This is a genomic window from Peptoniphilus timonensis JC401, assembly GCF_000312025.1.
In the GTDB taxonomy this organism is placed as follows: domain Bacteria; phylum Bacillota; class Clostridia; order Tissierellales; family Peptoniphilaceae; genus Peptoniphilus_A; species Peptoniphilus_A timonensis.
Genome location: NZ_HE978594.1, coordinates 93,681 through 119,432, shown reverse-complemented (window position 1 = coordinate 119,432; position 25,752 = coordinate 93,681). Strand labels below are relative to the sequence as shown.

Annotated in this window: 15 protein-coding genes and 5 pseudogenes; 12 read left to right on the top strand and 8 right to left on the bottom strand. The window is 32.0% G+C overall.

What is annotated here, in order from left to right:
* Window positions 1–56: 56 nt before the first annotated feature.
* Entirely contained in the window at window positions 57–1,322 is a 1,266-nt protein-coding gene (locus tag HGPT_RS04295) for an Nramp family divalent metal transporter (protein WP_019138630.1), read from the top strand.
* A gap of 81 nt (window positions 1,323–1,403) precedes the next feature.
* On the opposite strand, the pseudogene HGPT_RS10380 reads toward HGPT_RS04295, so the two are convergent.
* The 4 genes and pseudogenes from HGPT_RS10380 to cysK all read right to left on the bottom strand — a co-directional run.
* A pseudogene (locus tag HGPT_RS10380) lies at window positions 1,404–1,946 on the bottom strand (deoxyribonuclease IV); the annotation flags it as partial.
* Between the two features lie 15 nt (window positions 1,947–1,961).
* Complete coding sequence (locus HGPT_RS10515) at window positions 1,962–2,234, bottom strand: hypothetical protein (RefSeq protein ID WP_019138628.1); 273 nt, start codon at window positions 2,232–2,234, stop codon at window positions 1,962–1,964.
* 70 nt (window positions 2,235–2,304) lie between these two features.
* Window positions 2,305–2,856 carry a serine O-acetyltransferase EpsC gene (gene epsC / locus HGPT_RS04285; RefSeq protein WP_019138627.1) on the bottom strand — a complete coding sequence of 184 codons (552 nt, stop codon included), beginning with the start codon at window positions 2,854–2,856 and terminating at the stop codon, window positions 2,305–2,307.
* Window positions 2,849–3,739 carry a cysteine synthase A gene (gene cysK / locus HGPT_RS04280; protein ID WP_019138626.1) on the bottom strand — a complete coding sequence of 297 codons (891 nt, stop codon included), beginning with the start codon at window positions 3,737–3,739 and terminating at the stop codon, window positions 2,849–2,851. The genes epsC and cysK overlap by 8 nt, the downstream gene beginning before the upstream one ends.
* Before the next feature lie 509 nt (window positions 3,740–4,248).
* Here cysK and glmU point away from each other — a divergent pair.
* From glmU to pyk, 10 genes and pseudogenes are all read left to right on the top strand, one after another.
* A complete protein-coding gene (glmU, locus tag HGPT_RS04275; RefSeq protein WP_019138625.1) occupies window positions 4,249–5,628 on the top strand; it encodes a bifunctional UDP-N-acetylglucosamine diphosphorylase/glucosamine-1-phosphate N-acetyltransferase GlmU in 1,380 nt (459 codons plus the stop codon).
* A 14-nt stretch (window positions 5,629–5,642) separates the two neighbouring features.
* Window positions 5,643–6,597, top strand: a pseudogene (locus HGPT_RS04270) (ribose-phosphate diphosphokinase).
* A gap of 9 nt (window positions 6,598–6,606) precedes the next feature.
* Window positions 6,607–7,176, top strand: coding sequence for an aminoacyl-tRNA hydrolase (pth, locus tag HGPT_RS04265; protein WP_019138624.1), 570 nt, complete (start codon window positions 6,607–6,609; stop codon window positions 7,174–7,176).
* 8 nt (window positions 7,177–7,184) lie between these two features.
* A pseudogene (gene mfd, locus HGPT_RS10605) lies at window positions 7,185–10,668 on the top strand (transcription-repair coupling factor).
* A gap of 52 nt (window positions 10,669–10,720) precedes the next feature.
* Entirely contained in the window at window positions 10,721–11,812 is a 1,092-nt protein-coding gene (locus tag HGPT_RS04255) for a peptidylprolyl isomerase (protein WP_019138623.1), read from the top strand.
* A gap of 202 nt (window positions 11,813–12,014) precedes the next feature.
* Window positions 12,015–12,950: a DNA-binding protein WhiA gene (gene whiA, locus HGPT_RS04250; protein WP_019138622.1), complete on the top strand. Its 936-nt coding sequence runs from the start codon at window positions 12,015–12,017 to the stop codon at window positions 12,948–12,950.
* A gap of 1 nt (window position 12,951) precedes the next feature.
* Window positions 12,952–13,218, top strand: coding sequence for an HPr family phosphocarrier protein (locus tag HGPT_RS04245; RefSeq protein ID WP_019138621.1), 267 nt, complete (start codon window positions 12,952–12,954; stop codon window positions 13,216–13,218).
* 163 nt (window positions 13,219–13,381) lie between these two features.
* Window positions 13,382–16,806: pseudogene (locus HGPT_RS04240) on the top strand (DNA polymerase III subunit alpha).
* A 6-nt stretch (window positions 16,807–16,812) separates the two neighbouring features.
* Window positions 16,813–17,766, top strand: a complete 954-nt coding sequence (locus HGPT_RS04235) for an ATP-dependent 6-phosphofructokinase (RefSeq protein ID WP_019138620.1) — start codon at window positions 16,813–16,815, stop codon at window positions 17,764–17,766.
* An 8-nt stretch (window positions 17,767–17,774) separates the two neighbouring features.
* Window positions 17,775–19,507: pseudogene (gene pyk, locus HGPT_RS04230) on the top strand (pyruvate kinase).
* 69 nt (window positions 19,508–19,576) lie between these two features.
* Here pyk and HGPT_RS04225 read toward each other — a convergent pair.
* The 4 genes from HGPT_RS04225 to murJ all read right to left on the bottom strand — a co-directional run bounded on the left by HGPT_RS04225 (window position 19,577) and on the right by murJ (window position 23,857).
* Window positions 19,577–20,278, bottom strand: a complete 702-nt coding sequence (locus tag HGPT_RS04225; RefSeq protein ID WP_019138619.1) for a putative ABC transporter permease — start codon at window positions 20,276–20,278, stop codon at window positions 19,577–19,579.
* Window positions 20,275–20,745 carry an HD domain-containing protein gene (locus tag HGPT_RS04220; RefSeq protein ID WP_019138618.1) on the bottom strand — a complete coding sequence of 157 codons (471 nt, stop codon included), beginning with the start codon at window positions 20,743–20,745 and terminating at the stop codon, window positions 20,275–20,277. The genes HGPT_RS04225 and HGPT_RS04220 overlap by 4 nt, the downstream gene beginning before the upstream one ends.
* A 963-nt stretch (window positions 20,746–21,708) precedes the next feature.
* On the bottom strand, window positions 21,709–22,086 hold the full coding sequence (locus HGPT_RS04210) for a hypothetical protein (RefSeq protein WP_019138616.1): 378 nt from the start codon (window positions 22,084–22,086) through the stop codon (window positions 21,709–21,711).
* A 169-nt stretch (window positions 22,087–22,255) separates the two neighbouring features.
* Window positions 22,256–23,857: a murein biosynthesis integral membrane protein MurJ gene (gene murJ, locus HGPT_RS04205; RefSeq protein WP_019138615.1), complete on the bottom strand. Its 1,602-nt coding sequence runs from the start codon at window positions 23,855–23,857 to the stop codon at window positions 22,256–22,258.
* 147 nt (window positions 23,858–24,004) lie between these two features.
* Between murJ and HGPT_RS04200 the strand changes: the two genes are divergently transcribed.
* Window positions 24,005–25,750 (top strand): ABC transporter ATP-binding protein, encoded by a 1,746-nt coding sequence (locus HGPT_RS04200; protein ID WP_019138614.1) that lies wholly within the window; start codon window positions 24,005–24,007, stop codon window positions 25,748–25,750.
* Window positions 25,751–25,752: the final 2 nt, after the last annotated feature.

The window sequence follows — 25,752 nt, the reverse complement described above, 5'->3', positions numbered from 1 at the left end:
AAAATCCTCTGACTCTATGGCAGAGCAGAGGATTTTTTGCACATAAAGGAGCAAGTATGGATAATAAGAAACTCTATGGTGAAGATATAAAAAAGCTTCCATTTAAAGAACTCATTAAGAGAATAGGTCCAGGACTTATAGCTACAGGAATAGTAATCGGACCAGGGGCAGTGACAACAGCAGCCATGCTTGGTGGAAATTATGGTTATGATTTAATCTGGCTTTTAATACCAATTATATTTATGGGAATTACTTTTATGATGGTTACAAATAGACTAGCAATTACAACAGGTTTTCCAACCATACATACAATTCACAAGTATTATGGACCAATAGCTTCAGGTATAGTAGGAACGGCAACTTTTATAGCCTGTTTATTTTTTACTATGGGTAACATATCGGGAACAGGAGCAGGAATGAATCTGATTTTTGGGATAGACTGGAAAATCGGTTCTGCTATTATGGTTGCAATAGTAATTTATTGCTATTTTAGTAAAAATGTTTATAATAAAGTTGAAAAGGTTATCACATTCTGTATAATTGGAATGATTGCAGCATTTTACATCACTTTATTTGGTGTTGGTGGACCTGATCCAAAAAGTTTAGCTAATGGGATGACATCTTTTAAAATTCCTGAAGGTAGTTTTGGAACAGCTCTTGCTTTTATTTCTACTAATGCAGCAATTACAGCAGGAATTTATAACACTTATTTGGGGAAGGAAAAAGAATGGAATAAGGAAGATTTATTTAATGGAGTTATGTTTACAGATGCTCTTGTTCATGTAATAAGTGTTGTTTTAATTTCAGGTGCTATAATTTTGGTAGGAGCAATTGTGCTTCATCCAAGTGGGGAAAAAATAAAAGCTCCGGCACAACTAGCAGCCTTATTAGTTCCAATGATGGGTAAAGCAGCAAATTATATAATGGGTGCAGCTCTATTAGGTGCAGGTTTTTCTTCATTAATAGGCAATACACAAAGAGGAATAGTTTTATTAAATGCGGGAATGCAAAAAGAAGTAAAACTAGAATCAAAAATAGTCAGAAATGGTTGTTTAGCAGCTTTGATTTTTAGTATGTTAGTGGCTTATGTTTTTAACGGATCTCCAATACAGTTAATCTTTATAGCAAATTTGGCTACTTCTATTGCGACACCAGTAGGCGGTTTCTTTGTAACTCTTTTAATATGGAGAAAAGATGTAAACGAAGGATATAAAAATCCAACTTTATTAAGAATAGCTATGACAATAAGTTATGTTTTTGTATTAATTATGACTTTCTCATCACTAAAAAGTTTAATTCCTAAAATAATGAATATGTTTTAAAGATATAAAGTAGAACTCAGATATACTATTGAGTTCTACTTTTTATTATAAAGGCATTTATATTTTTGTAATTAATACTAATTATTTGCGGAGTTTTTTTAATAGTTCTATTTCTTTTTTGTGACCTTCTAAGTCTTGTGGTGTTTCTAGGTAAAAGGGAAGGTCTTTTAATTTTTCATGATTTATAATTCTTTCTATTGCATTAAGTCCAATTTTACCTTGACCGATAACTTCATGTCTGTCCTTGTGAGCACCTCTTTCATTTTTGCTGTCATTTAAGTGAATGGCATAGAGTTTATCAAGACCTATAAATTCATCAAATTCTTCAAGAACAACCTCTAAGTCATTTACTATGTCGTAACCTGCTTCGTGGACGTGACAAGTATCTAGGCAGACTCCAACTTTTTCTTTTAAGTTAACTTTCTCTATTATTTTTCCAATTTCTTCAAATCTTGATCCCACTTCTGTGCCTTTGCCAGCCATGGTTTCTAAAAGGACTATGGTATCTTGTTCTTCTCTTAAAACTAAATTTAGTTGTTGAGAAATAATTTCTATGGCAGTCTGTGTTCCAAGACCTGTGTGAGAACCGGGATGGAGATTGTAGTAAGTGTTCTTAAAGTATTTTAGTCTTTCAAGGTCTTATGCAAGGACTAAATTTGCAAATTCTCTCACGCTCTCTGTTGAAGAACAAGGATTTAGGGTGTAGGGTGCGTGTGCCAAAAGTGGTCCAAATTTATTTTCTCTTGCTATTTTCATCAAGTCTTTTATGTCTTTTTCATCTAACTTTTTCATTTTGGAACCTCTCGGGTTTCGTGAAAAAAATTGAAATGTTGTGGCAGAAATTTTGAGAGCATCTTTTCCCATATTTGCAAAGCCCTTTGATGTAGAAAGATGGGGACCTATTTTAAACATATTACCTCCTTATAAAAACATATTAAAAAAATAAAAAAATTATTAATTTTATAAAACTTTTTAAAAATTTTTAGTGGAACTTATTTTCACTTGGATCGTGAAATTTTACGACTTTAGCTGGGACTCCAACAGCAGTTGAATTCGCAGGGATATCTGTTAAGACAAGAGCACCTGCTCCTATTTTTGCTCCTTCACCAATTACTACTGGACCAAGAACTGTTGCACCAGTTCCAATTATTACGTTGTTTCCAACTGTGGGATGTCTTTTCTTTTCTTTTTCATTTCCAGTTCCACCTAGTGTTATGTTGTGGTACATATGACAGTTGTCTCCAACTTCGGCAGTTTCTCCAATGACCACAGCCATGCCGTGGTCAATAAAGAGATTTTTGCCAATTTTTGCACCAGGATGGATTTCAATTCCAGTTTTTTTGCGAGCTCTCTGAGAAATCCACCTGGCAAGACTTGTGTGATTTTTTTCGTAAAAGTAGTGAGCAATTCTGTGCCTAATCATGCAAGAAACAATAGGATACATGAAAATTGCTTCAAATAAACTTTTACAGGCAGGGTCTTTTTTTAATATAAATTCCCCGTATTCTTTTAATCTTTTAAAAAAATTATTCATTTTTAAATAATTCAGTGGACATATACCTTTCTGCTGTGTCAGGTGCAACTGTTACAATATTTCCACCAATTTCCTCTTGCATTTTAAGTGCACCGACAACATTGGCACCAGCAGATATACCAAGAAGAAGTCCTTCTTCTCTTGAAAGTCTTTTAGCCATTTCGATAGCTTCATCTGATTTTACAGTTATTGTTTTATCAAGAATTTTTGTGTCTAAAGCTCCAGGAATAAAGTTTGCGCCGATTCCTTGAATCTTGTGGATTCCAGCTTCTCCTCTTGTAAGGAGAGCTGATTCATCTGGTTCAAGTCCCCAAACTTTTATTTTTTCATCTTGAGATTTTAGATATCTTCCAACACCACTTACAGTTCCACCAGTTCCAATTCCTGCAATAAATCCAGAGATTTCTTTAAGATTTTCATAGATTTCTGGACCAGTTGTCTCTTCGTGAGCAAGGGCATTGTATTTATTTTCAAATTGGTTTGGCATAAAATAGTTTCCTGTAGCTACAAGTTCTTTAGCTTTATCTACAGCAGCTTGCATTCCACCTTCACCAGTTAATATTAAGTTTGCACCAAAGGCTTCGATTAAATTTCTTCTTTCAATTGACATTGAAGAAGGCATTACAATATTAACCTTATATCCTAGAGCACGACCAATCATGGCAATAGCAATACCTGTGTTACCACTTGTAGGTTCAACTATTTCCATACCTTCTTTTAAGGATCCGTCTTCTATTGCTCCTTTTATCATGTAAAGGGCAGCTCTATCTTTAACAGATCCTGCTGGATTAGATTTTTCTACTTTTACGAAGATTTTTCCATTTCCAATATTTTCTAATTGCACTAATTTTGATTTTCCAACTGTTTCTAATAATTTTGTCATTTTTTCCTCCTGAGTAATTCTAAATAAATAGATAATAAAAAAAGAGTATATGAAATCATATACTCTTAAAGCTTTCTTAAAATTTTATAAAAGGTTTAAAATATTGATTCACATTCAAATAAGTCCTATAAAATTTTTTATAGAACAACAACAGAATGCTTGGCTTGTGAAATTTTTAAAGTTATTTAGGTTTTTCATTTTTATCGCCTCATCAATATGTTTCGACTATACTATTTAAAATTTTGTTTGTCAAGGGGAAAGAAAAATTTTGTTTTTAGAAAAGTAAAAGGAAATTTTTAAAGAAGAGGCATTAAGACGACTCTCATCCACTCCAATATAAAAATTAAATAATTTTAAAAGAATTTTATATTAGAAAAAATAGCTAATGTATATAGATAGTAAAAAAATTATATAAACTATTACTTAAAAATAAATTAATTGTGAAATATTCTTGAATATAAGTGTGAATCTTAGTTATAATGTAAGAAGTAAATAAAAAGAGGTGTTTTATGAAAGTTTCAGTTATCCTGGCAGCAGGAGAGGGAACGAGAATGAAGTCCAAAAAACCAAAGGTACTTCATGAAATTCTTGGAAGACCCATGCTTTTTTATGTCCTAAATTCTTGCAAGCATTCTCAAGTTGAGAAAAATCTTGTGGTTGTGGGACACAACAAGGAAAAAGTTCGTGAGTCCTTTAAAGAAGAAAAAGATGTAGAGTTTATTGAGCAACCAATTGGCGATAATGTACCTTATGGTACTGGCTATGCTGTTATGAATGCTCTTGATAAAATAGAAGATGAAGATACAGTTATAATTTTAAATGGAGATACTCCAATTATTTCTAGCTCAACTATTTCTTGCTTTTTGAAATATCACGAAGAGAGAAATAATGATATAACAGTTTTATCTGCTGATATGAAAGACCCTACAAATTATGGACGAATTGTAAGGGATGAAAATGCAAATGTAGTTGCAATAGTAGAAGAAAAGGATGCCAGCGAAAAACAAAAGTTAATTCGTGAAATTAATTCTGGTATTTTTGCTTTCAAGGGTTCTTCTCTGAAGTCAGCTCTTTCAAAAATTGATACAGACAATGCGGCAAATGAAATGTATATAACTGATACTCTTGGTATACTAGTTCAGGAAGGCAAAAAGGTTGATTCCTTTAAACTTAGAGATACTAGAGAAATTCTAGGTGTCAATTCTAGATATGAATTATCTGTTGCAGCAGAAATTTTGCAAAAGAAAATAAATAAAGAGTATATGATAAATGGTGTTGGGATAATTGATCCTAAGTCCACTTATATTGAATATGGCGCAAAAATAGATAGAGATGTCATGATTTATCCTGGCACTCGCATTGACAGAAATTCTGTAATAAAAGAAGGCACAGAAATTTATTCTTCCACAATTAAAAATTCAACAATTGGAGAATATGTAATTATTAGATCATCTGAAATTGAGGATTCTTCCATAGGAAAGGGAACTACAGTTGGACCTTTCGCTCACCTTAGACCAAATTCTAAAGTTGGGGAAAATTGTAAGATTGGAAATTTTGTTGAAGTTAAAAATTCCAATGTGGGAGATGGTTCCAAGATGAGTCATCTTGCTTATATTGGTGATGCTGATGTGGGATCTGGTGTCAACATCGGTTGTGGAGTAGTTTTTGTAAACTACAATGGAAGAGAAAAGTTCAGGGCAAAAGTTGGGGATAATGCCTTTATTGGTTCTAATTCCAATTTAGTTGCTCCAATTGAAGTAGAAGATGAGGCTTATATTGCTGCAGGTTCTACTATTACTAAAAATGTTTTGAAGGGTCAACTTTCTCTTGAGAGAGCACCTCAAAAAAATATAGATGGATGGGTTGAGAGAAAAGGATTTGTCAAATAGGAGGACAGTGTAAAATGAGTACAGTAGTAAATGGAGATATTGTAGTATTTACAGGAAATTCCAATTTAAGTCTTGTAGATAAGATTTGTGAAAACTTGGGAATTGAAAAGGGAGCTTGCAGCGTTTCAACTTTTTCTGATGGAGAAATTTCAATTGATATTGGAGTTTCTGTAAGAGGTAAGGATGTTTTTTGTTATCCAATCTACTTCTTCACCAGTTAATGACAATTTAATGGAACTTTTAATTTTAATTGATGCACTAAAAAGAGCTTCTGCTGGTAGAATTAATGCAGTTATTCCTTATTATGGATATGCAAGACAAGATAGAAAGACTAAGGCAAGAGAACCTATTACTTCAAAACTTGTTGCTGATCTTTTAACTAAGGCTGGAGCAGATAGAGTTGTTGCAATGGATCTTCACGCAGGACAAATTCAAGGTTATTTTGATATTCCAGTTGACCATCTTACTGCAGTTCCTTATCTTGCAAGATATTTTAAAGATATTGTAAATGAAGATGATTTTGTTGTTGTTTCTCCAGACTTAGGTGGAGTTACAAGAACAAGAAAATTTGCCAACGAATTAAATCTTCCTATAGCTATTATTGAAAAGAGAAGACCAAAGGCAAATGTATCTGAAGTAATGAATATTATTGGTGATGTTGATGGCAAGTCAGTAATTCTTGTTGATGACATTGCAGATACAGCAGGAACAATTACTAAGGCTGCTGATGCTTTAAAGGCAAGGGGAGCAAAATATGTTTATGGTGCTGCAACTCACGGAGTTTTATCAGGACCAGCTATTGAAAGATTAGAAAAATCATCTCTTGAAAAATTTGTAATCACTGATACAATTGAACTTCCAGAAGAAAAGAAAATAGATAAAATTGATATTGTGTCTGTTGCTCCAATTTTTGCATCAGCAATTAGAAGGATCAACACATCAACATCAGTTAGCGAAATGTTTGAATAAGGTGATTATGTGTATATAATTGCAGGACTAGGTAATCCCGGTAAAAAGTATGAAGATACTAGACACAATGTGGGGTTTAAGACAATTGATGTTCTTGCGGATAAGCTAAATATAAAAGTTAATAAGATTAAATTTAAGGGGCTTGTAGGTGAAGGGAGAATAGCTGGTGAGAAGGTTATTCTCCTAAAGCCCCATACTTTTATGAATAATTCCGGAGAGTCAATTGTAGAAATTTTAAATTTTTATAAGTTAAATCCAGAAGATTTAATGGTAGTAGTAGATGACATAGACATTGACTTTGCACAGCTAAAGATAAAGAAAAATGGTTCAGCTGGAACTCACAATGGGCTAAAGTCAATTGTAAATTTAACAGGAAGTAAAGATTTTGCCAGGTTTAAAGTTGGTGTTGGAAAGAAACACCCAAATGAAGATTTGGCAAGTTTTGTGCTGTCAAATTTTCCTTCAAAGGATAGAAAACATATAGAAGATGCCATAGATGCCTGTGCCGACGCCATAATAGAAGCAGTTGATTCAGGTATCGACAAGTCTATGAATTCATATAACAACAACATTTATTGAGGTGAAAATTGAATTTTTTAATCAATAGTGTAAAAAATCTAAAATCTTTTAAAGAAGTAGATAAATCAATAAAAAATTCAAGGAACACTGCAGTCTTTGGTTCAGAGGAGGCAGTGCTCTCTCTTTTTGCGCCTGCATTTTGTGATGAAGGGAAAAAAGTTTGTCTTATTTCACAAAACAGGATGACTGCTAGAAAGGCTTATGAGGATATAGAAAGTATTTCTGATGAAAACTGTGTATATTATCCAGAAAAAGATGTATTCTTCTATGATAGGGATTCAAAATCAAAAGAAAATACAAAAAAAAGACTTGAAGCTATGGCAGAAATTTCAAGCGGAAGGGCAAATATTGTTGTTACAACTTTAAATGCTCTAACAGCAAAAATATCTAAGCCAGAAATTTTTTCAAGCTACAAGATAAGTATAAGAGAAGGACAAGTTTTATCTCTTGAAGATCTTCCAAATAAACTTTTAGATATGGGTTACGAAAGATTTCCAAGTGTTGAAGGTCTTGGTCAATTTTCTATTAGGGGTTCGATAATTGATATTGGAACACAAGATGCAAATTACAGAATAGAACTCTTTGATGATGAGGTTGACTCTATTAGGTCCTTTGAAATAGAAAGTCAAAGATCCGTAGAAAAGATGGATGAAATTTTAATCTATCCCATAGAAGATTTAATTTTAAAGAGTGGGGACAAGGGAAAAATTGCAGAGAGAATAAAAAAAGATATTTCCAAGACAAAATTAGTTGGCAAGGAAAAGGATAGGCTTAATGAAAAATTCCTTAGATATGTGGATAGACTTGAAAATAAGGAAGCTATTTTAAATAAAGATTTAATCCTTCCTTATATTGATGAAGATGAAGTAGGATCTTTCTTGGACTACTTAGATGATTTTTTATTTTTAATTGAAGAGCCTACTAGGATTCTTGAAAGAGAAGATGAAATTGAACTTGCAAATGGAGAAAAAATTTCTATATTAATAGAAAATGGAGAAGTTACAAAAGCACACGAAAATACTTTTTATAATTATAAGGACATAGTCGACAGGCTAAATGAAAAGACTTTAATAACTTTTAATGCTCTTTTAAAACCGCCTAAAATGTTTAAGCCACAAGATATTGTGAACATCAAGGTAAAAAGTGTCACAAATTATATGTCCAAGATAAAATTATTTAAAGAAGATTTAGATTATTATGGAAAAAATAATTTTAAAGTTATTCTTCTTGGTGCAACGGAAAAAAGATCAAAGAGATTATTTGATCACTTAGTGGAACTTGGATATTCTCCACACTTGGCAAAAAACACTAAAAATGAAAAAATTTCTTCGAATATTGTAGTGACTACTGGAGCCTTAAATGATGGAATTGAATTTTCTGATTCGAAGACAGTTTTTATAAATTATTCTGAGATTTATGGATCTTTTTCTAAAAAGAAGAAAAAGAAAAAAACTTCTAAGAAAAAGTCTTTGAATTTTGAAGATTTAAAAATTGGGGATTATGTTGTCCATGAAGCTCATGGAGTTGGAAAATATGTTGGAACAACAAGACTTGAAGTTTCTGGAATCCAAAAAGGATTACATTGTAATAGAATATGGTGGAGAAGATAAACTATTTCTTCCTATTGAGGCTTTGGATTCAATTTACAAATATGTTCAAGAAGGTAAGAGAGCTCCAAAGGTAAATAAATTAAATTCTCTTGACTGGAAAAAGAAAAAGGCTCGAGCAAAAAAATCTATTGACGATATGGCAGATGAGCTAATAAAACTTTATGCAACTCGTGAAAATACAAAGGGCTTTGCCTTTAGCGAGGACACTCAATATCAAAGGGAATTTGAAGACGCTTTTATTTATGAAGAAACTTCAGGACAATTGAAGTCTGCTGAAGAAATAAAAGAAGACATGGAAAAACCATCTCCAATGGATAGACTTTTATGTGCCGATGTTGGTTATGGAAAGACAGAAGTTGCTCTTCGTGCTGCCTTTAAGGCAATTCTTGATGGAAAGCAAGTTGCGATTTTAGTTCCAACAACAATTCTTGCCCAACAACATTACAATACAATAAAAGAAAGATTTAAAAATTTCCCAGTTGGTGTAGGACTTTTATCTAGATTCAGAAGCAAGAAGGACCAAAAAATGGATCTAGAAGGTCTAAAAGATGGAAATATTGACATAATTGTTGGGACTCATAGACTACTTTCAAAGGACGTAAAATTTAAGGACTTGGGACTTTTAATTATAGATGAAGAGCAAAGATTTGGAGTTCGCCACAAGGAAAAACTTAGGATGTTAAAGGAAAATGTAGATACATTAACTCTAACAGCAACGCCAATCCCAAGAACTTTACAAATGTCAATGATTGGCATAAGAGATATGTCAGTAATAGACGAGCCTCCTGAAGAGAGATTTCCCGTTGAAACTTATGTCTTGGAATACAACAATTTAATGGTTCGTGAGGCAATTTTAAAAGAAATTGAGAGAGGCGGACAAGTTTACTTCCTCTATAACAAGGTTTCCAATATGGAAAATAAACTTTTGGAACTTAGAAAACTTGTGCCAGAAGCAAGTTTTTCAATGGCAAATGGACAAATGACTGAAAAAGCTCTAGAAGACACTATGATTGAATTTATAGAGGGAAATATAGACGTCTTAGTTTGTTCAACGATTATTGAAACTGGAATGGATGTACCTAATGCAAACACAATGATAATAACAGATTCAAATAGACTTGGTCTTTCACAACTTTATCAGCTTCGTGGAAGGATAGGAAGGTCCTCAAGAATTGCCTACGCTTATTTCACCTATGACAGGTCAACGTCAATTTCTGAAGTTGCTCAAAAAAGACTTCAAGCAATAAAAGAATTCACAGAGTTTGGTTCAGGTCACAAAATTGCAGAAAGAGATCTTGAAATAAGAGGGTCTGGTTCTATACTTGGTTCAAGACAGTCAGGTCATATTGAAAAAATTGGTTATGACTTGTATATGAAATATCTAAAAGATGCTGTCATGAAACTAAAGGGAATAGAAGTGGAAGAAGAAATTGACACAACAATTGATTTAAAATTAGATTCCTTTATACCAAAAGATTATATAGGAGATGACAAGACAAGACTTGAAATTTATAAAAAGATTTCTGTAATTTCAAGCGAAGAAGATTATTCTGATCTTGTAGAAGAATTAATTGACAGGTTCTCAGATTTTCCTGATGAAGTTTCTAATCTAATGGATATTGCCCTTTTAAAGAACAAGGCACAAAAGGCTAAAGTGTCATCAATTGTTGAGAGAAAGGGAGAATACAGAATTAAAGTTCTGGGAGAAGTTTCTCTTAATGCCATAATGGAATTAAATAATGAATTTGAAAATATTTCTTATTCCATGGGAGAAGACAATGAAATTGTTCTTACAAAGTTAAAATATCCTCTAGATGAGTTGAAAAAACTAGTTACTATTTTGTATTTACACAAAAAGGACACAAAAACTTCCAAAAAGTAGTGTATAATGGAATTATTATATGAGAAAAATAAATTAGAATAAGGAGAGAATTATGAAATTTAAAAAATTTGGTAAATTAGCAGTAGCTATTGCCCTAGCTGGGACACTAGTTGCTTGTAATGGAAAAAAAGAAGGAGTAGCTGCAACAGTTGGTGGAGTTGACATACCAATGGAAGATTATTATAAATCTTATGCAGCAAGAGTAAATCAACTAACTTCAATGTATGGTGAAGATGTTCTTAAAAATCAAGAAGACGGCAAAAAAACAACTGAAGAACTTCTAAGAGAACAAGCAATAAATGATTTGACAACAACTGAAGCTTTAAAACAAGATGCAGAAAAGTCTAAAATCACAGTTACTGATGAAGAAGTAAATAAAAAGATTGAAGAAATTCAAATGCAACTTGGTGGAGAAGAAAACTTCAACAAATTCTTAGAAGAAAATGGTCTTCCAAAGGAATATGTAACTGAAAATATGAAAAATCAAATGCTTGTTGGAAAATATACTCAAGAAAAATTAAAAGATCTTGAACCAACAGAAGAAGAAGTTAAAAAGCATTACGAAGACAATAAAGATAGCTACTACAAGGCTAAAGCATCTCACATTTTAGTATCTGATTTAAAAGAAGCTAATGTATTGAGAAAGAAAGCTTTAAAGGGCGAAGATTTTGCTAAACTTGCAAAAGAAAATTCTAAAGATACAGGAAGTGCACAAAATGGTGGTTCTCTTGGAGAATTTACATCTGGTCAAATGGTAGAAGCTTTTGATCAAGAAGTTGCTAAGATGAAGGCAGGAGACATTTCTGAACCAGTTAACACACAATTTGGATATCACGTAATTAAACTTGATGAAAAAACTCCTCTAGAATTTGATGCAATAAAAGATCAAATTAAGGCTGAACTACAACAAGAAAAATTCAAAGACTATCTTGACAAAGTTAAGAAAGATGCAAAAATAAAAACTTACGTTGACACTTCAAAAGATGTTGAACTTCCAGAAGAATACCAAAATTTTGGTAAAGTAGAAAAAGAAGGTCAAGAAGTTAAAGAATCAAATACTAAGGCTGCAGAAAATAACAAAAATGCAAAAAAAGCTAATGCAGATAAAAATACAAAAGTAGAAGATAAAAAAGAAACAAAATAATTTAAAGTAGATTTTAAGCCTGTGATAAAAGAGTTAAGGGCAAAATAATTTAGCTCCTTCTCTTAGCTCACAGGTTTATATTTTTGTAATTTGAGATTTATGTAAAATAAATTTCCTATATTAGATAAATATCTAATTAAATAAACAAATTATAGTAAATTCTGGTATAATAAAGTAAACTTATTGGTAATGGGGTGAAGAAATGAGTTTTTCATCTGAGGTTAAGGATGAAGTTGCAAAGATAAAAGTTTCTGATTATAAATTAATTTTGTCTGAACTTGCAGGAATCACACCCATGTGTGGGATTTTAAATTTTAAAAATAATAAAATTTCCATGGAGTACATTACTGAAAATGCTCCTGTGGCGAGAAGAATTTTTACATTTTTAAGAAGATATTTTGGATTTGATGTTGAAGTAAAAAATGTAAAGTCCACGCAACTTAAAAAAAATATATTTATTATCTATATATCTCAAGATGAGTCTTGCAGGTTACTACTTGATGAGTTAAAATATATAAAGGGTGCAAGCGTATTTATGATAAATTATGCACCTACTTTACTCATAAAAAGTAAGAATGAGAAAAAGGCCTACATACGTGGTGCCTTTATGGGTTCAGGTTCTATTACAGATCCACAAAAAGGATATCATTTAGAATTTGTTTCTGAAAACGAATCCAATGCAAATTTTTTGATGGAGACAATTAATGAATTTGGTCTCAATTCCAAGCTTATTATGAGAAAGGAAAAATACATAGTTTACATTAAAGATTCAGAACAAATTTCTGATTTTCTATCTCTTATTGGTGCCTATAACTCTGTTTTGAAGTACGAAAATATAAGAGTTATAAAAGATATGAGAAATAATGTAAACAGAATTGTAAATTGTGAGACGGCTAACTTAAATAAAACAGTTAAGTCATCTTACGATCAAGTGGAAGATATTAAGCTCATCGATAGGGAGATAGGGATAGAAAACTTGGATGATGATTTGAAATCTATTGCTAGGATTAGACTAGAAAATAGGTCTATGAGTTTAAATGATATTGCAAACTCTCTAGATCCAAAGGTTTCAAAATCCACTGTTAATTATAGATTTAAAAAACTTAGGAAAATTGCTAACAAGTTGAGGGGTGTATGAAATGATAAGTAAAAAAGTTGTGCTTAATAATGCTGACGGACTACATGCTAGAGCCGCTGCACTTTTTGTAAGAGAAGCTAATAAATTTGCTTCTGATATAAATCTTGAAGCTCACGATGACAAGGTAAATGGTAAATCTATTATTGGTATAATGTCACTGGGAGCTTTTATAGGCGAAGAAATTTCCATTGAAGCTGATGGGGTAGATGAAGAAGAAGCTGTGGAAAGACTTGCCAGATTAGTTGAAAAAGAATTTATTAATCTATAATTTAAATAAAATGTTATTTATTGGAGTTTTGCTTAGTCAAAACTCTTTTTTCATGTCCTTTTATTTGTCCATGGGCTTTGATAAAATATATTAAAGATTAGTAATAGAATTTTGTTTTTTAAAATATAGAGTTAAAAACTTTTTATAAATTAAGGATGATTGTATGAATAATTTTGTCCACCTACATTTGCACAGTGAATATTCTCTTTTAGATGGATCTACAAGAATAAATCTTTTGCCACAAAGAGTTAAAGAACTTGGCATGGAGGCTGTCGCTCTTACAGACCATGGAAATATGTATGGGGCTATTGCATTTTATAAGGCTTGCAAGGATATTGGAATAAAACCAATACTTGGCTGTGAGGTTTATATTTCTGAAAAGGATATGTCAATAAAGGACAAGTCCAATAAGAGATACCACCTCATTCTCCTAGCAGAAAATAATGAGGGCTTTAAAAATATTATGAAAATAGTTTCCATTGGATATGTGGATGGTTATTATTATAAGCCAAGAGTCGATAAGGATGTTTTGAGAAAATATTCAAAGGGTGTAATTGCAACTTCTGCCTGTCTTGGAGGCGAGGTTCAAAATTTAATTTTAAATAGAGATATTGAAGCTGCAAAGGCTGCTGCTCTTGAATATAAAGAAATTTTTGGAGAAGATAATTTTTATTTGGAACTTCAGGATCACGGTATGCCTGAGCAAGCTAGAGTTAATCGTGAATTAGTTTTACTTTCAGAGGAATTATCCATAGATCTTACTGCTTCAAATGATGTGCACTATTTAAATAAGGAAGACGCAAAAAGTCACGACGTACTTCTCTCAATCCAAACAGGCAAGACTGTAAATGATGAATCTAGGATGAAATTCCCATCTGATGAATTTTATTTAAAATCGCCAGATGAAATGGCAGCTCTTTTTCCAGAAAATAAAGAAGCTTTAGAAAACACAGTAAAAATTGCCAAAAGATGTAATGTGGAAATAACTTTTCACGATCTTCATTTGCCAGAATTCACTGTTCCAGAAGGATATACTCACGAAGAATCCTAAAAAAACTTGCCATAGATGGAATGTATAGCCGCTATGAAAATGTAAGTGATGAAATAAAAAATAGATTTGAATTTGAATTTAATACCATAAAAAATATGGGCTATGTGGATTACTTTTTAATAGTATGGGATTTTATAAGATATGCAAGAAAACATGAGATTCAAGTTGGACCTGGAAGGGGCTCTGCTGCTGGATCTTTATTTTCCTATTGTCTTGGCATAACTGATGTTGATCCTCTTGAATTTGATCTTCTTTTTGAAAGATTTTTAAATCCAGAGAGAGTTTCTATGCCCGATATTGATATAGATTTTTGCTATGAAAGACGTGAAGAAGTAATAGAATATGTAAATAGAAAATATGGAGATTCTCACGTTGCACAAATTGTTACCTTTGGAACTATGGCTGCTCGAAATGCCATAAGAGATGTGGGTCGTGCTCTTGATATGTCCTATGCAAAAGTTGATTATATTGCAAAACAAGTGCCACAAGCTCTAAATATGACTCTTGAAAAAGCTCTAGAAGTTTCTGAAACTTTTAGGGGAATTTATGAAAGTGAAGAGGACTCAAAACTTTTAATTGACATGGCTCTAAAGCTTGAAGGTCTTCCAAGACACACTTCAACGCACGCTGCTGGAGTAGTTATTTCTAAGGACGAACTTACAGAATATGTTCCACTTACTAGGAATGATAAAATTATTGCCACTCAATTTAATATGATTGAACTTGAAGAGTTGGGCCTACTTAAAATGGATTTTTTGGGACTTAGAACTCTTACAGTCATAAGAGATGCCATAAATTTAATTAAAGAAAATCAAGGCAAAATTATAAATTTTGACAATTTTAATTACGATGATAAAGACGTTTTAAAGATGTTTGCAAGATCAGAAACTCTTGGAGTTTTTCAATTTGAATCTTCTGGCATGAGGGCCTTTTTAAAGGAATTAAAACCAGATGAATTTTCAGATCTTGTTGCAGCCAACGCCCTCTTTAGACCGGGCCCAATGAAGCAAATTCCAAAATTTGTAGCTTCAAAACACGACAAAAGTAAAATTTCTTACATTCATCCAAAACTTGAACCAATACTTAAATCTACTTATGGTTGTATAGTCTACCAAGAACAAGTTATGCAAATTGTTCAACAAATTGGTGGTTACTCTCTTGGCAGGGCGGACATAGTAAGACGTGCCATATCAAAGAAAAAAATGAAGGTAATGGAAGAAGAAAGGCAGAATTTCATTTATGGAAATGCAGCTGAAGGAGTTTGTGGAGCTATTGCAAATGGAGTTGACGAAAAGTCTGCCAATGAAATTTATGATTTGATAATAGATTTTGCAGATTATGCCTTTAACAAATCCCACTCTGTTGCTTATTCAGTAGTTGCTTATAGGACAGCTTGGTTAAAATATTATTATCCAAGAGAATTTATGGCAGCACAGATTTCCACTTATACAAATGACATTAAGCAAGTTAGCCTTTATATTGAGGAGATAAAAAGACTTGGAATAGAAATTTTGCCACCAAATATTAATTATTCTTTTAAAAACTTCACTGTTGAAGATAAAAAAATAAGATTTGGTTTAAAGGCAGTTAAAAATGTTGGGGACAACTTAATCGATGTCATTGTTAAGGGAAGAGAAAAGGGAACCTATAAATCTTTAAAAGATTTTGTTGATAGGATTAATGCCATTGATAAGTCTGCTATAAATAAAAGAGCTGTGGAATCCTTAATAAGATGTGGTGCTATGGATGATTTTAGGGGAAATAGAGCTCAATACCTGGCAATTTATGAAGGAATTTTATCATCTTCATCCAATACTGCAAAAAATAATGTGATGGGACAATTTTCTCTTTTTGAAGATCAAGACCTTCAAGAAGATTTGCCAAGGCTTCGTGATTTCCCACAAAAAGATAAATTAGACATGGAAAAAGAAGTTATAGGAATGTATATATCTGGACATCCTCTTGATCCTTATAGAGAAGCAATTGAAAAAAATTCAAGCATTAATACAAATCAAATTTTTGAAAAATATAGGGAAAATCTTTTGAGAAGGTCTAGGGTAAGAGTTGCAGGAATTTTAAAATCCAAGAAGACAATGATAACAAAGACAAATAAAATGATGGCATTTGCAGCTCTAGAAGATTTATTTGGCACAATTGAACTTGTTATTTTTCCAAATGTTTATTCCAGATATAAGGACTTAATTGAAGATGAAAATATAGTTATAGTAGAAGGCCACTTCCAAGAGTCTGAAGTTGAAGAACCTAAAATTTTAGTGGATACAATTTCAAGATTGAAGATGCCAACAAAAAATAAATTATATATTTCAGTTAATTCCATGAAAAGTGAAAATGTAAATAAGATAAAGAGAATTTTAAGGGACTATGAAGGCAACACTCCTGTTGTATTTTTTGAAGAGGAAACTAGGAGAGCCTTTGGCACAGAATCAAATCTTTGGATTGACGACAAGTCCTTTGATGAAATACAAAATGAATTAATAGAATTTACAAAAACTAGAGAAAAAATTATTTTAAAGTAGGTGGATATGAGAGTTGCAATTTTAACAAGTGGCGGAGATGCTCCTGGCATGAATGCCACAATAAGAGCAGTTACTAGAACTTGCATATTTGAAGGGATAGAGGTTTATGGAATAAGTGGTGGCTATGAAGGGCTTATTGATGCAAAATTTGAAAAATTAGAAGTTTCATCTGTCGCTGATATTATCCAAAGAGGAGGAACAATTTTATCAACTTCAAGATCAGATAGATTTATGACAGAAGAGGGACTTGAAAAGGCAATAAATTCTCTAAAAATTTTTGAAATTGATGCACTAATTGTCCTTGGAGGAGATGGAAGCCTAAGGGGTGCAAAAAAATTAAAGGATTGTGGAATAAATGTAATTGGGATTCCTTGCTCCATAGATAATGATCTTGCCTATACAGATTTTACTATTGGATTTATGACAGCTGTTGAAACTGTCACAGAAGCTATAAGTCATATAAGAGATACAACTGAAGCTCATGGTCGTGCAAATGTTGTGGAAGTAATGGGTCGTGAGTGCGGCGATATTGCCCTTTATGCAGGAGTTTCTTCTGGTGCAGAGTCAATAATTGTTCCAGAAATCGAAACAAATATAAATGAAATTGCAGAAAAGGCAATTATGGGAAAAAATCGTGGCAAAAGACATCACATAATTATCATGGCTGAAGGTTGTGGGTCTGCCTTTGAATTTGCCAAGGACTTTCAAGAACTGACGGGCATTGACACAAAGGTAACTGTCCTCGGTTATATCCAAAGGGGTGGTGCGCCAGCTATCTTTGATAGAATTTTGGCATCTCAACTTGGATATCTTGCAGTAAAAGAAGCTAAGAAGGGAAATTCTTTAGCTCTTGGATTTAAAGATGGAAGGGCAATGACCATGACTTTTGATGAAATTTTTGAAGTGAAAAAAGTTTTTAGACAAGATTTATTAGATATTCTAAAAACTGTTTCTATATGAGGTGAATTATGAAAAATACAAAAATGGTAGCGACAATAGGACCTGCAAGTGAGAGTGAAGAAGTTTTAAGGGCTCTTTTCGAAGAAGGGGTCAATGTTGCCAGATTAAATTTTTCTCATGGAAGTCATGAAGAACACAAGATAAAAATTGACAGAATTAAAAAATTAGGCGTGAAATGGATCTTCCCATTGGAATTATGCTTGACACCAAGGGACCAGAAATAAGACTTGGAGATATTGAAGGGGAAGTTCTCTTAGAAATTGGTCAGAAGTTTATTTTGACAAGCAAAGATTTAATTGGCAACAAGCAAATTGCCAGTGTTTCCTATAAAGATCTATACAAGGATTTAAAAATTGGGGACAAAATTTTAATTGACGATGGACTTGTGGAACTTCTTGTCAAATCTATTGAAGGAGAAGAAATAATAACAGAAGTGAAAAATTCTGGCACAATTTCATCTCACAAGGGAGTTAATGTACCTGGAGTTGATATAAAACTTCCAGCCCTAACAGAAAGAGATATTGAAGATATTAAATTTGGAATAAAAGAAGATGTGGACTTTATAGCTGCCTCTTTTATAAGATCAAGAGAAGATGTTTTAGCTATAAGAAAAGTTCTTGAAGAAGAAAAAGATTACACGACTAAAATTATTTCCAAAATTGAATCTCAAAAGGCTGTTGAATTAATTGACGAAATAATAGAAGTTTCTGATGGAATAATGGTGGCAAGAGGAGATCTTGGAGTTGAGATAGAAACAGAAGCTGTTCCAATAATTCAAAAGAAAATTATAAAAAAATGTAATATTGCTGGCAAGACTGTAATTACAGCTACACAAATGTTAGACTCCATGATAAGAAATCCAAGACCTACTCGTGCAGAGACAAATGACGTTGCCAATGCAGTCCTTGATGGGACAAGTGCAGTGATGTTGTCTGGAGAAACTGCAAGTGGGAAATATCCTTTAAAAGCAGTGGTGACTATGAGAAAAATTTGTGAATACACAGAATCAACAGTGGATCACAATGAAATTTTGGAAAATAGAATTAAAGATGTGGAAAATTCCATGACCAATTCTATTGGAAGATCTGCCTGTGTAATCGCAAGAGACTTAGCTGCAAATGCAATTATAACTGCCACAACTTCAGGCAACACTTCAAGGGCAATTGCAAAATTTAGACCTGAAACTCCAATTATTGCTTCAACTCCCTTTGAAAAAATTAAAAATCAACTGAGCTTGGTTTGGGGAGTAAGACCAGTTAAAGTTTTAAATTTTAAAGATACAGATAATTTAATTGATGCATCTATGGAAGTTGCCGTTAAAAAGGGATTTTTAAAATCGGGAGATCTAGTTGTTTTAACAGCAGGAGTTCCAACTGGCATTGCTGGTTCTACAAATCTTCTAAAAATAGAAAATGTTTCAGAAATTCTTGGAAGAGGAACTGCCATTGGCAAGAAGAAGAAAAAGGCGAGGGCAGTGGTTGCAAATACTTTTGAAGAGTTAAAAGAAAACTTTAAGACAAAGGACATAATTATCTGCAAGGGAACAGATGGAAGGATGATTCCTTACATGGAAAAATCTTCAGGATTTGTAACAGAAGAGGCAGGTTTTACATCAAATGGAGCTGTGGCTGCTATATCTTTAAATAAAACTGCCATAGTTGGAGTAAAGGACATTACAGAGCTAATAAAAACTGGCGATATAATAACTATTGATGGAACAGATGGAACAGTTAGAAGATAGAATTTTTACTTTGAAAAATTTATATGTAATGAAAAAGACCTCAAAAAGTATTTTTTACTAAAGAGGTCTTTATTTTTGTGTAATTAATTTTTTTATATTTTCTTCTCTTTCTTTTAGATTTGAATTTAAATCAATTAGTTTTAGCTTGAATTTTTTTGATTCTTCTAATAATTTGTGATTTGCAATTCTCTCGGATTCATTTATTTCAGAAAAATAAGCATTTATATTCTTGTCAATTGCCAGATAAATTTTGTCTAAACTTTCAAATATCTTTAAGAGATGATTTAAAGTTAAAATTAAATCTGAAATAAATAAGAGTGAGAAGAAAATAAGTAGGTAATCTACAAGCTTATCACTTGCAAGGGATAAGAAAAACACAAGTATTGGTGTTAATTTCTTTACTATAAAAATATTTGCAAGACCAAAAATCAAAAGTCCATATAGGCAAACCCTGCTCTTGATTTGGAAGGGATAGTTGCTGTAATCCCACCATCTCTTGTTAAAAAACTTTTCCAAAAGATATCCAATTATATATTCAATTAGGCAAGATAAAAAAGCTGAATACAGAAAAATTGTAAGATTTGATTCAAAATTTTTTAAAAAAGCAAAGGAAAGGCTAGCTCCAATTCCATAAATAGGACATGAAGGACCGAGTAAAAAACCTCTGTTATGAATTTTGTTAAGCTCAATAGCAGAGCAAGGAAAAGTCTCCCAGCACCAACCTATAAAAGAATAAATAAAAAATATTAAATAAAATTCTTGATTTCTCATAGGCGAACCAGTCCAACTTTTACAGGTATTCCCCTTAGAGTTTCAACAAGGGATACATACTTGTCAGAGTAAGTTACAATCCAAGATTCCAAATATTTTGGAGGGAGCGGTGTTAGGGGAAACATGTGCTTTACAATTATATCTCTCTCAATTTTATTAAGGCCTAGTTCTGATTTTGCATTTAGATATGCCTTCATGGGATGGGTAAAGCCGTGAATCATTCTTTCTCTTTTGCCATCGTGCCAATCATAGAGGAAGTAATCGTGAAGAAGAGCTCCCCTTATCATAGAGTCCATGTCCACATCAAGATTATATTTTTCTGCTAGCTCAATTGACTTTTTTGCCACAGAAATTTGGTGGGAATAGACAGTGGTGTCGCCGTGTTGTATAAAGTTTTTAGTTTCTAAAAATCTAGTGTTTTCATTTAAGAATTTCACTATTTCTTCTAATCTTTTTTTATTATGCATTTTTTTCCTCCCAAGACCTATTGTAAACTAGAAAAGTAAAAAAAATTCAAAAATTTTATTAAATTTTTGAGTAAAAAATAGGATCTTTGTAATTTTTTATTTATTTTTGGCAAAAAAATAAAAGCCATATTTCTATGACTTTTATATTCTACTAAAATTTTGTTTCCATGTAAATTCTATTTTTTCCTTCAGCTAAAATATCTTTTACTTCTTTGACTTTTAAATTGTCCTTGTCGAAAATGAGGACAGAAGTAATTTTGTCAATATCTCTATCAAGAAGATTATATCTCTTTTTAATTAGTTCGATTTCATCCTTATCTTTACTTGTAAATTCGTAAGCTGTGTCATCTTTTCTCTTTAAGATTGTAGGATTTGTTTTAACTGCATTTAAAAATTCTGATACAGATTCTGGACTTAGGGAAGACTTTATCTTGTCTAGTGGAAGATTATCTATTTCTTCTTCAGAAATGGTTTTTTTAGTTCTAGTATTTTCTAGTTTAACTTTTGTATTTAAGTCTTCCTTTTTCCAAGGATTACTTTTAAGAGAAGATATTAAATCAGAATATTTTTCATTAGTAATTTTTAAGTTTTCTTTTTCTCTTTTAATTTCTTCTGGCTCGGATATCTTTTCTTTTTTAATTTCTTCGGTCTTAACTTTTTCTTCTTTTACTTCTTGAGATTTAACTTGATTTTCTTCATTAAGATCTTTAGCTAAGTCTTCAGAATTTTCTTTTGAAGCTTGAGCATCTTCCTTAACTTTATCGGCTTCATGAGAAACTTTTACATCAATATCTTGATTATAGAGTCTAGTTTCTTTTTTACTTTCATCAGCCTTAGTTTTTTCTTCTTTTACTTCTTTAGCCTTAATTTGATTTTCTTTTTTAAGATTTTTTCCTAAGTCTTCAGAATTTTCTTTTGAAGCTTGAGCATCTTCTTTAACTTTATCGGCTTCATGAGAAACTTTTACATCAATATCTTGATTTTCAATCTTAGTTTCTTTTTTACTTTCATAAGCCTTAGTTTTTCTTCTTTTACTTCTTCAGCCTTAACTTCAGATTTTATTTCATTAGATTTTTTCTTTTCACGTCTTTTCTTACCACGATCTTTTTTTCTTGAAGCATCATAAACTTCCTTCTTATTTTTTCTTTCTAAATCTTCATTATTAGAAAGTCCATTGGAATTATCACTTGTCTTATGTAGATTTTCCCTTTTAGAATTATTAGCTTCATTGACTTTTTCAATTGATTTTTTACCTTCAGGAATTCTCTTATTTTGTGATTTTTTCCAATAAATAAAGCAAACGATTACAACAATGGCAAGAACAAAAATTACGCCACCCATAATAACACCTCCAATTTATTTATATTATACCACTTAAATAGTAAATAACTACTTTAATTAAATAAATTCTAAAAAATTTTAAAAAAAGACTCAAATTTGAAATAGAAGCTATCAATTTTTTATTTACAATTGATTAGCATTTCAAATTTGAGTCTTTTAAATTAATTTTCTAAATTTTTAACTTTTTATTTTCTAATTTTTCTCTAACAATATTAACAACATCGCGAACTTCGCGAACTCCTAATTTGTAAAGGAAAAATACATAAACTGTTGCTGCAATAAATACTACTATCATTAAAAATATTAGTCTTAATAGAGTTTGAAGTCCTCCTGATGTCAAAGACATTATAAGCTTTTCGTAAGGGAAGTAGGAAAGTGCCACAAGACCCATTGCTATTGAAGCCATAAATGTTTTAATCAAGGCTTTGATGTAGGATTTTGTTCCAAGATTTCCAATTTTTCTTTTCAGCAAGATAAAGGAAATAAAAACTGCAATTGTTGTAGCAATGGAAACAGATGCTGCAAGTCCATTAGTGCCATAATGTCTTGCAACCAAGAGATTAAGGCCAACATTAATTGCTACATTTGTTATTCCAACATAAAAAGGCGTCTTTGTATCCTCGATAGAATAGTAAATTCTATTTAAAACATTGATAACAGAAATTGAAATTAAGGATAGAGAATAACATCTAAGTGTTGATGTTGCTGCAATACCATCTGCTGCAGTAAAATATCCACGGACAAAGGCAATTTCTATTATTGGTCTTGCAAGTATTATTAGTCCCACAGTTGCTGGAACTGTTATAAATAAAACAGTTTTTATTGATGCATTCATAACTTTTTTACCAAGTTTCATGTCGCCTGATCCCAAAGTTCTTGTGAGGATAGGGAAAACTATGGCAGTTATTGCTGTTATAAAAATTCCAATTATCATGGTATTCATTTTGTTTGAATAATATAAAATTGAGGCTGCACCTTCGCCCATTCCCGATGCAAGGTTTCTATTAACAATTGTGTTTATGTCATTAACTGATACAGAAACGAAAACTGGAAGGGCAAGGACTATTGCTTCTCTAACATACTCGTCCTTAAAGTCTGCGACCAATTTTGGTCTGTAACCGATTTTCATTGCGTTTGGAAGCAAAAATAAAAATTGTGCAAGTATTCCAAGGACTGATGCAATTGTTAGTCCCATTATGCCAACGTGATGGGAGAAAATTGCAAGATAAATTATATAAGTTAAATTAAGTGGAATGGCAATGGCACCTGTTGCGGCAAATTTGCCACCGTGTTGAAGGTAGCCTTCCATTACACCGACCCAAGATGAAAATAAAACCACTGGCATTCCAACTTGGATTAATTTTACTACAATGGCGTAAGTTTCTGGATCAGCTTGTGATGCAGTTAAAAGTGCAATTTGATTTGGAAAAAGAATTCCAAGAATTATTAGGACAAAGGAAACAAGAGATGTAACCATCAATAAGTTATTTGTGAAATAATTTTTTCTACTTGGTCCATGGTCGCTTTCTGCTTTTTGGGCAGAAGGTATATAAGTTGTGGCTATTGCTTGTGTTACAAAACCTGCAATCATTGCTGTCGCAGCTTGTGCAAGAGAAAAGGCATCCATTTCAGTGCCGGCACCAAAGACATAGGCTGTCAGTGATTCTCTAAAAAAGCCGAAAATTTTTCCTATTAAAAGAAAGCCTGTGATGGCAAGAGTTGACTTTGCAATTCTTGAACCTGTGCTGCTTTCGCTACTTTTATTTTCCAATTTAAAATCTCCTTTATAAGTCTTATCAAATTATAATTTGTTTGAAATTTTATGTCAAGTAAGCTTGATTTCTAGTATTCCAAAGAATTTAGTTTTTGTGTTATTATGTATAGTGCAATAGAAAAAATAAGATTAAGGGGAGGAAATATGAAAAATAAAAATTTAATAAAAAAAGTTTTGCCCTATTTTTATAAATATAGATTTACTCTTTTTTTAGATTTATTGTGTGCAGGACTTACAACTGCAAGTGAAATGATCTTGCCACTGATATTAAGAGCTTTGACAAATAGAGGTATGGAAGACATTCTTTCCATCACATTTGATTTTATCCTAAAATTATCACTTATATATGTAGGAATAAAAATTGTGGAAGTAATTGCTCAATATTTTATGACAAGTATTGGACACATTATGGGTGCCAAAATAGAAACTGATATGAGAAAGGACTTGTATTCCCATCTTCAAAGTCTATCAGATACTTTTTACAATGAAACCAAGGTTGGAGTTATTATGTCAAGAATCACCAACGATTTATTTGATATAACAGAATTTGCCCATCACTGTCCAGAAGAATATTTTATTGGAGCCATTAAGATAATTATTTCACTTATTATTCTCCTAAACTTCAATGTAAAAATGACTCTTCTTATTTATATTATGATTCCACTTATGATATATTTTTCTGGTCATTTTAGAAATAAAATGAGAAAAGCTCAAAAAGATCAAAGAGTTCACGTAGGAAATTTAAACTCTAGTATAGAAGACTCTCTTCTAGGTATAAGAGTTGTAAAATCTTTTGCTAAAGAAGATTTGGAAAATGAAAAATTCAATAAAGAAAACAACAAATTTTTGGGCATTAAAAAGAGATATTACAAGTCTATGGCTGGATTTAACACGGTAAACAGGATTTTTGACGGGCTAATGTATCTCATTTTAATAATTTCTGGTGGATATTTCTTAATGAAGGGAGAAATTGGTCCAGAAGATTTGATTGTCTATGTAATGTATGTCCAATCTCTTATTGCCACTGTTAGAAGAATTATTGAGTTTACTGAACAATTCCAAAAGGGAATGACAGGTATAGAAAGATTTACAGAAATTATGGCAATAGAATCTGACATAAAAGATAATAGTGACGCTCTTGAAATAAAAAGTTTAAGAGGTGAAATTTCCTTTGATCATGTAGACTTTTCTTATGGTAAGGGAGAAGAAAAAGTCCTAAATGATTTTTCAGTTAGAATTTCTCCAGGTCAAAAACTTGCCATAGTTGGACCTAGTGGTGCAGGTAAGACTACTATTTGCAATTTGATACCAAGATTTTATGATGTGGATAAGGGATCAGTGAAAGTGGACGGATTTGATGTTCGTGATGTAAAAATAAAATCTCTTAGAGAAAATATTGGAATAGTCCAACAAGATGTTTATTTATTTTCTGGATCTGTTAGAGATAATATTGCCTATGGAAAAGAAGGCGCTAGTGATAGAGAAGTTGTAAAAGCTGCAAAACTTGCTGGTGCTTATGAATTTATAAAAAACTTGCCAGATGGATTTGACACCTATGTTGGTGAAAGGGGAGTTAAACTTTCTGGAGGACAAAAACAAAGAATTTCTATAGCTAGGGTTTTCTTAAAAAATCCTCCAATCTTAATTTTGGATGAAGCAACTTCAGCTCTTGACAATAAAAGTGAAGTTGTTGTTCAAGATTCTATAGAAAAATTATCAAAGGGAAGGACAACACTTACTATTGCCCATAGACTTACTACTGTTCAAAATGCAGATTTAATCCTTGTGATGACAAAGGAAGGTATTGTGGAAAGAGGTTCTCATAAAGAGCTAATGGATAAAAAAGGCTACTATTACAATCTATACACCAAGGGTGGCAGGTTAGAATAATC

Excerpts from the sequence above, each read along its gene's own strand:
- HGPT_RS04295 (WP_019138630.1), top strand. The coding sequence starts at position 57 with ATGGATAATAAGAAACTCTATGGTGAAGATATAAAAAAGCTTCCATTT.
- whiA (WP_019138622.1), top strand. The coding sequence starts at position 12,015 with ATGAGTTTTTCATCTGAGGTTAAGGATGAAGTTGCAAAGATAAAAGTT.
- HGPT_RS04220 (WP_019138618.1), bottom strand. The coding sequence starts at position 20,745 with ATGCATAATAAAAAAAGATTAGAAGAAATAGTGAAATTCTTAAATGAA.
- HGPT_RS04245 (WP_019138621.1), top strand. The coding sequence starts at position 12,952 with ATGATAAGTAAAAAAGTTGTGCTTAATAATGCTGACGGACTACATGCT.
- HGPT_RS04225 (WP_019138619.1), bottom strand. The coding sequence starts at position 20,278 with ATGAGAAATCAAGAATTTTATTTAATATTTTTTATTTATTCTTTTATA.
- HGPT_RS10515 (WP_019138628.1), bottom strand. The coding sequence starts at position 2,234 with ATGTTTAAAATAGGTCCCCATCTTTCTACATCAAAGGGCTTTGCAAAT.
- HGPT_RS04235 (WP_019138620.1), top strand. The coding sequence starts at position 16,813 with ATGAGAGTTGCAATTTTAACAAGTGGCGGAGATGCTCCTGGCATGAAT.
- HGPT_RS04255 (WP_019138623.1), top strand. The coding sequence starts at position 10,721 with ATGAAATTTAAAAAATTTGGTAAATTAGCAGTAGCTATTGCCCTAGCT.
- glmU (WP_019138625.1), top strand. The coding sequence starts at position 4,249 with ATGAAAGTTTCAGTTATCCTGGCAGCAGGAGAGGGAACGAGAATGAAG.
- cysK (WP_019138626.1), bottom strand. The coding sequence starts at position 3,739 with ATGACAAAATTATTAGAAACAGTTGGAAAATCAAAATTAGTGCAATTA.
- HGPT_RS04210 (WP_019138616.1), bottom strand. The coding sequence starts at position 22,086 with ATGGGTGGCGTAATTTTTGTTCTTGCCATTGTTGTAATCGTTTGCTTT.
- epsC (WP_019138627.1), bottom strand. The coding sequence starts at position 2,856 with ATGAATAATTTTTTTAAAAGATTAAAAGAATACGGGGAATTTATATTA.
- HGPT_RS04200 (WP_019138614.1), top strand. The coding sequence starts at position 24,005 with ATGAAAAATAAAAATTTAATAAAAAAAGTTTTGCCCTATTTTTATAAA.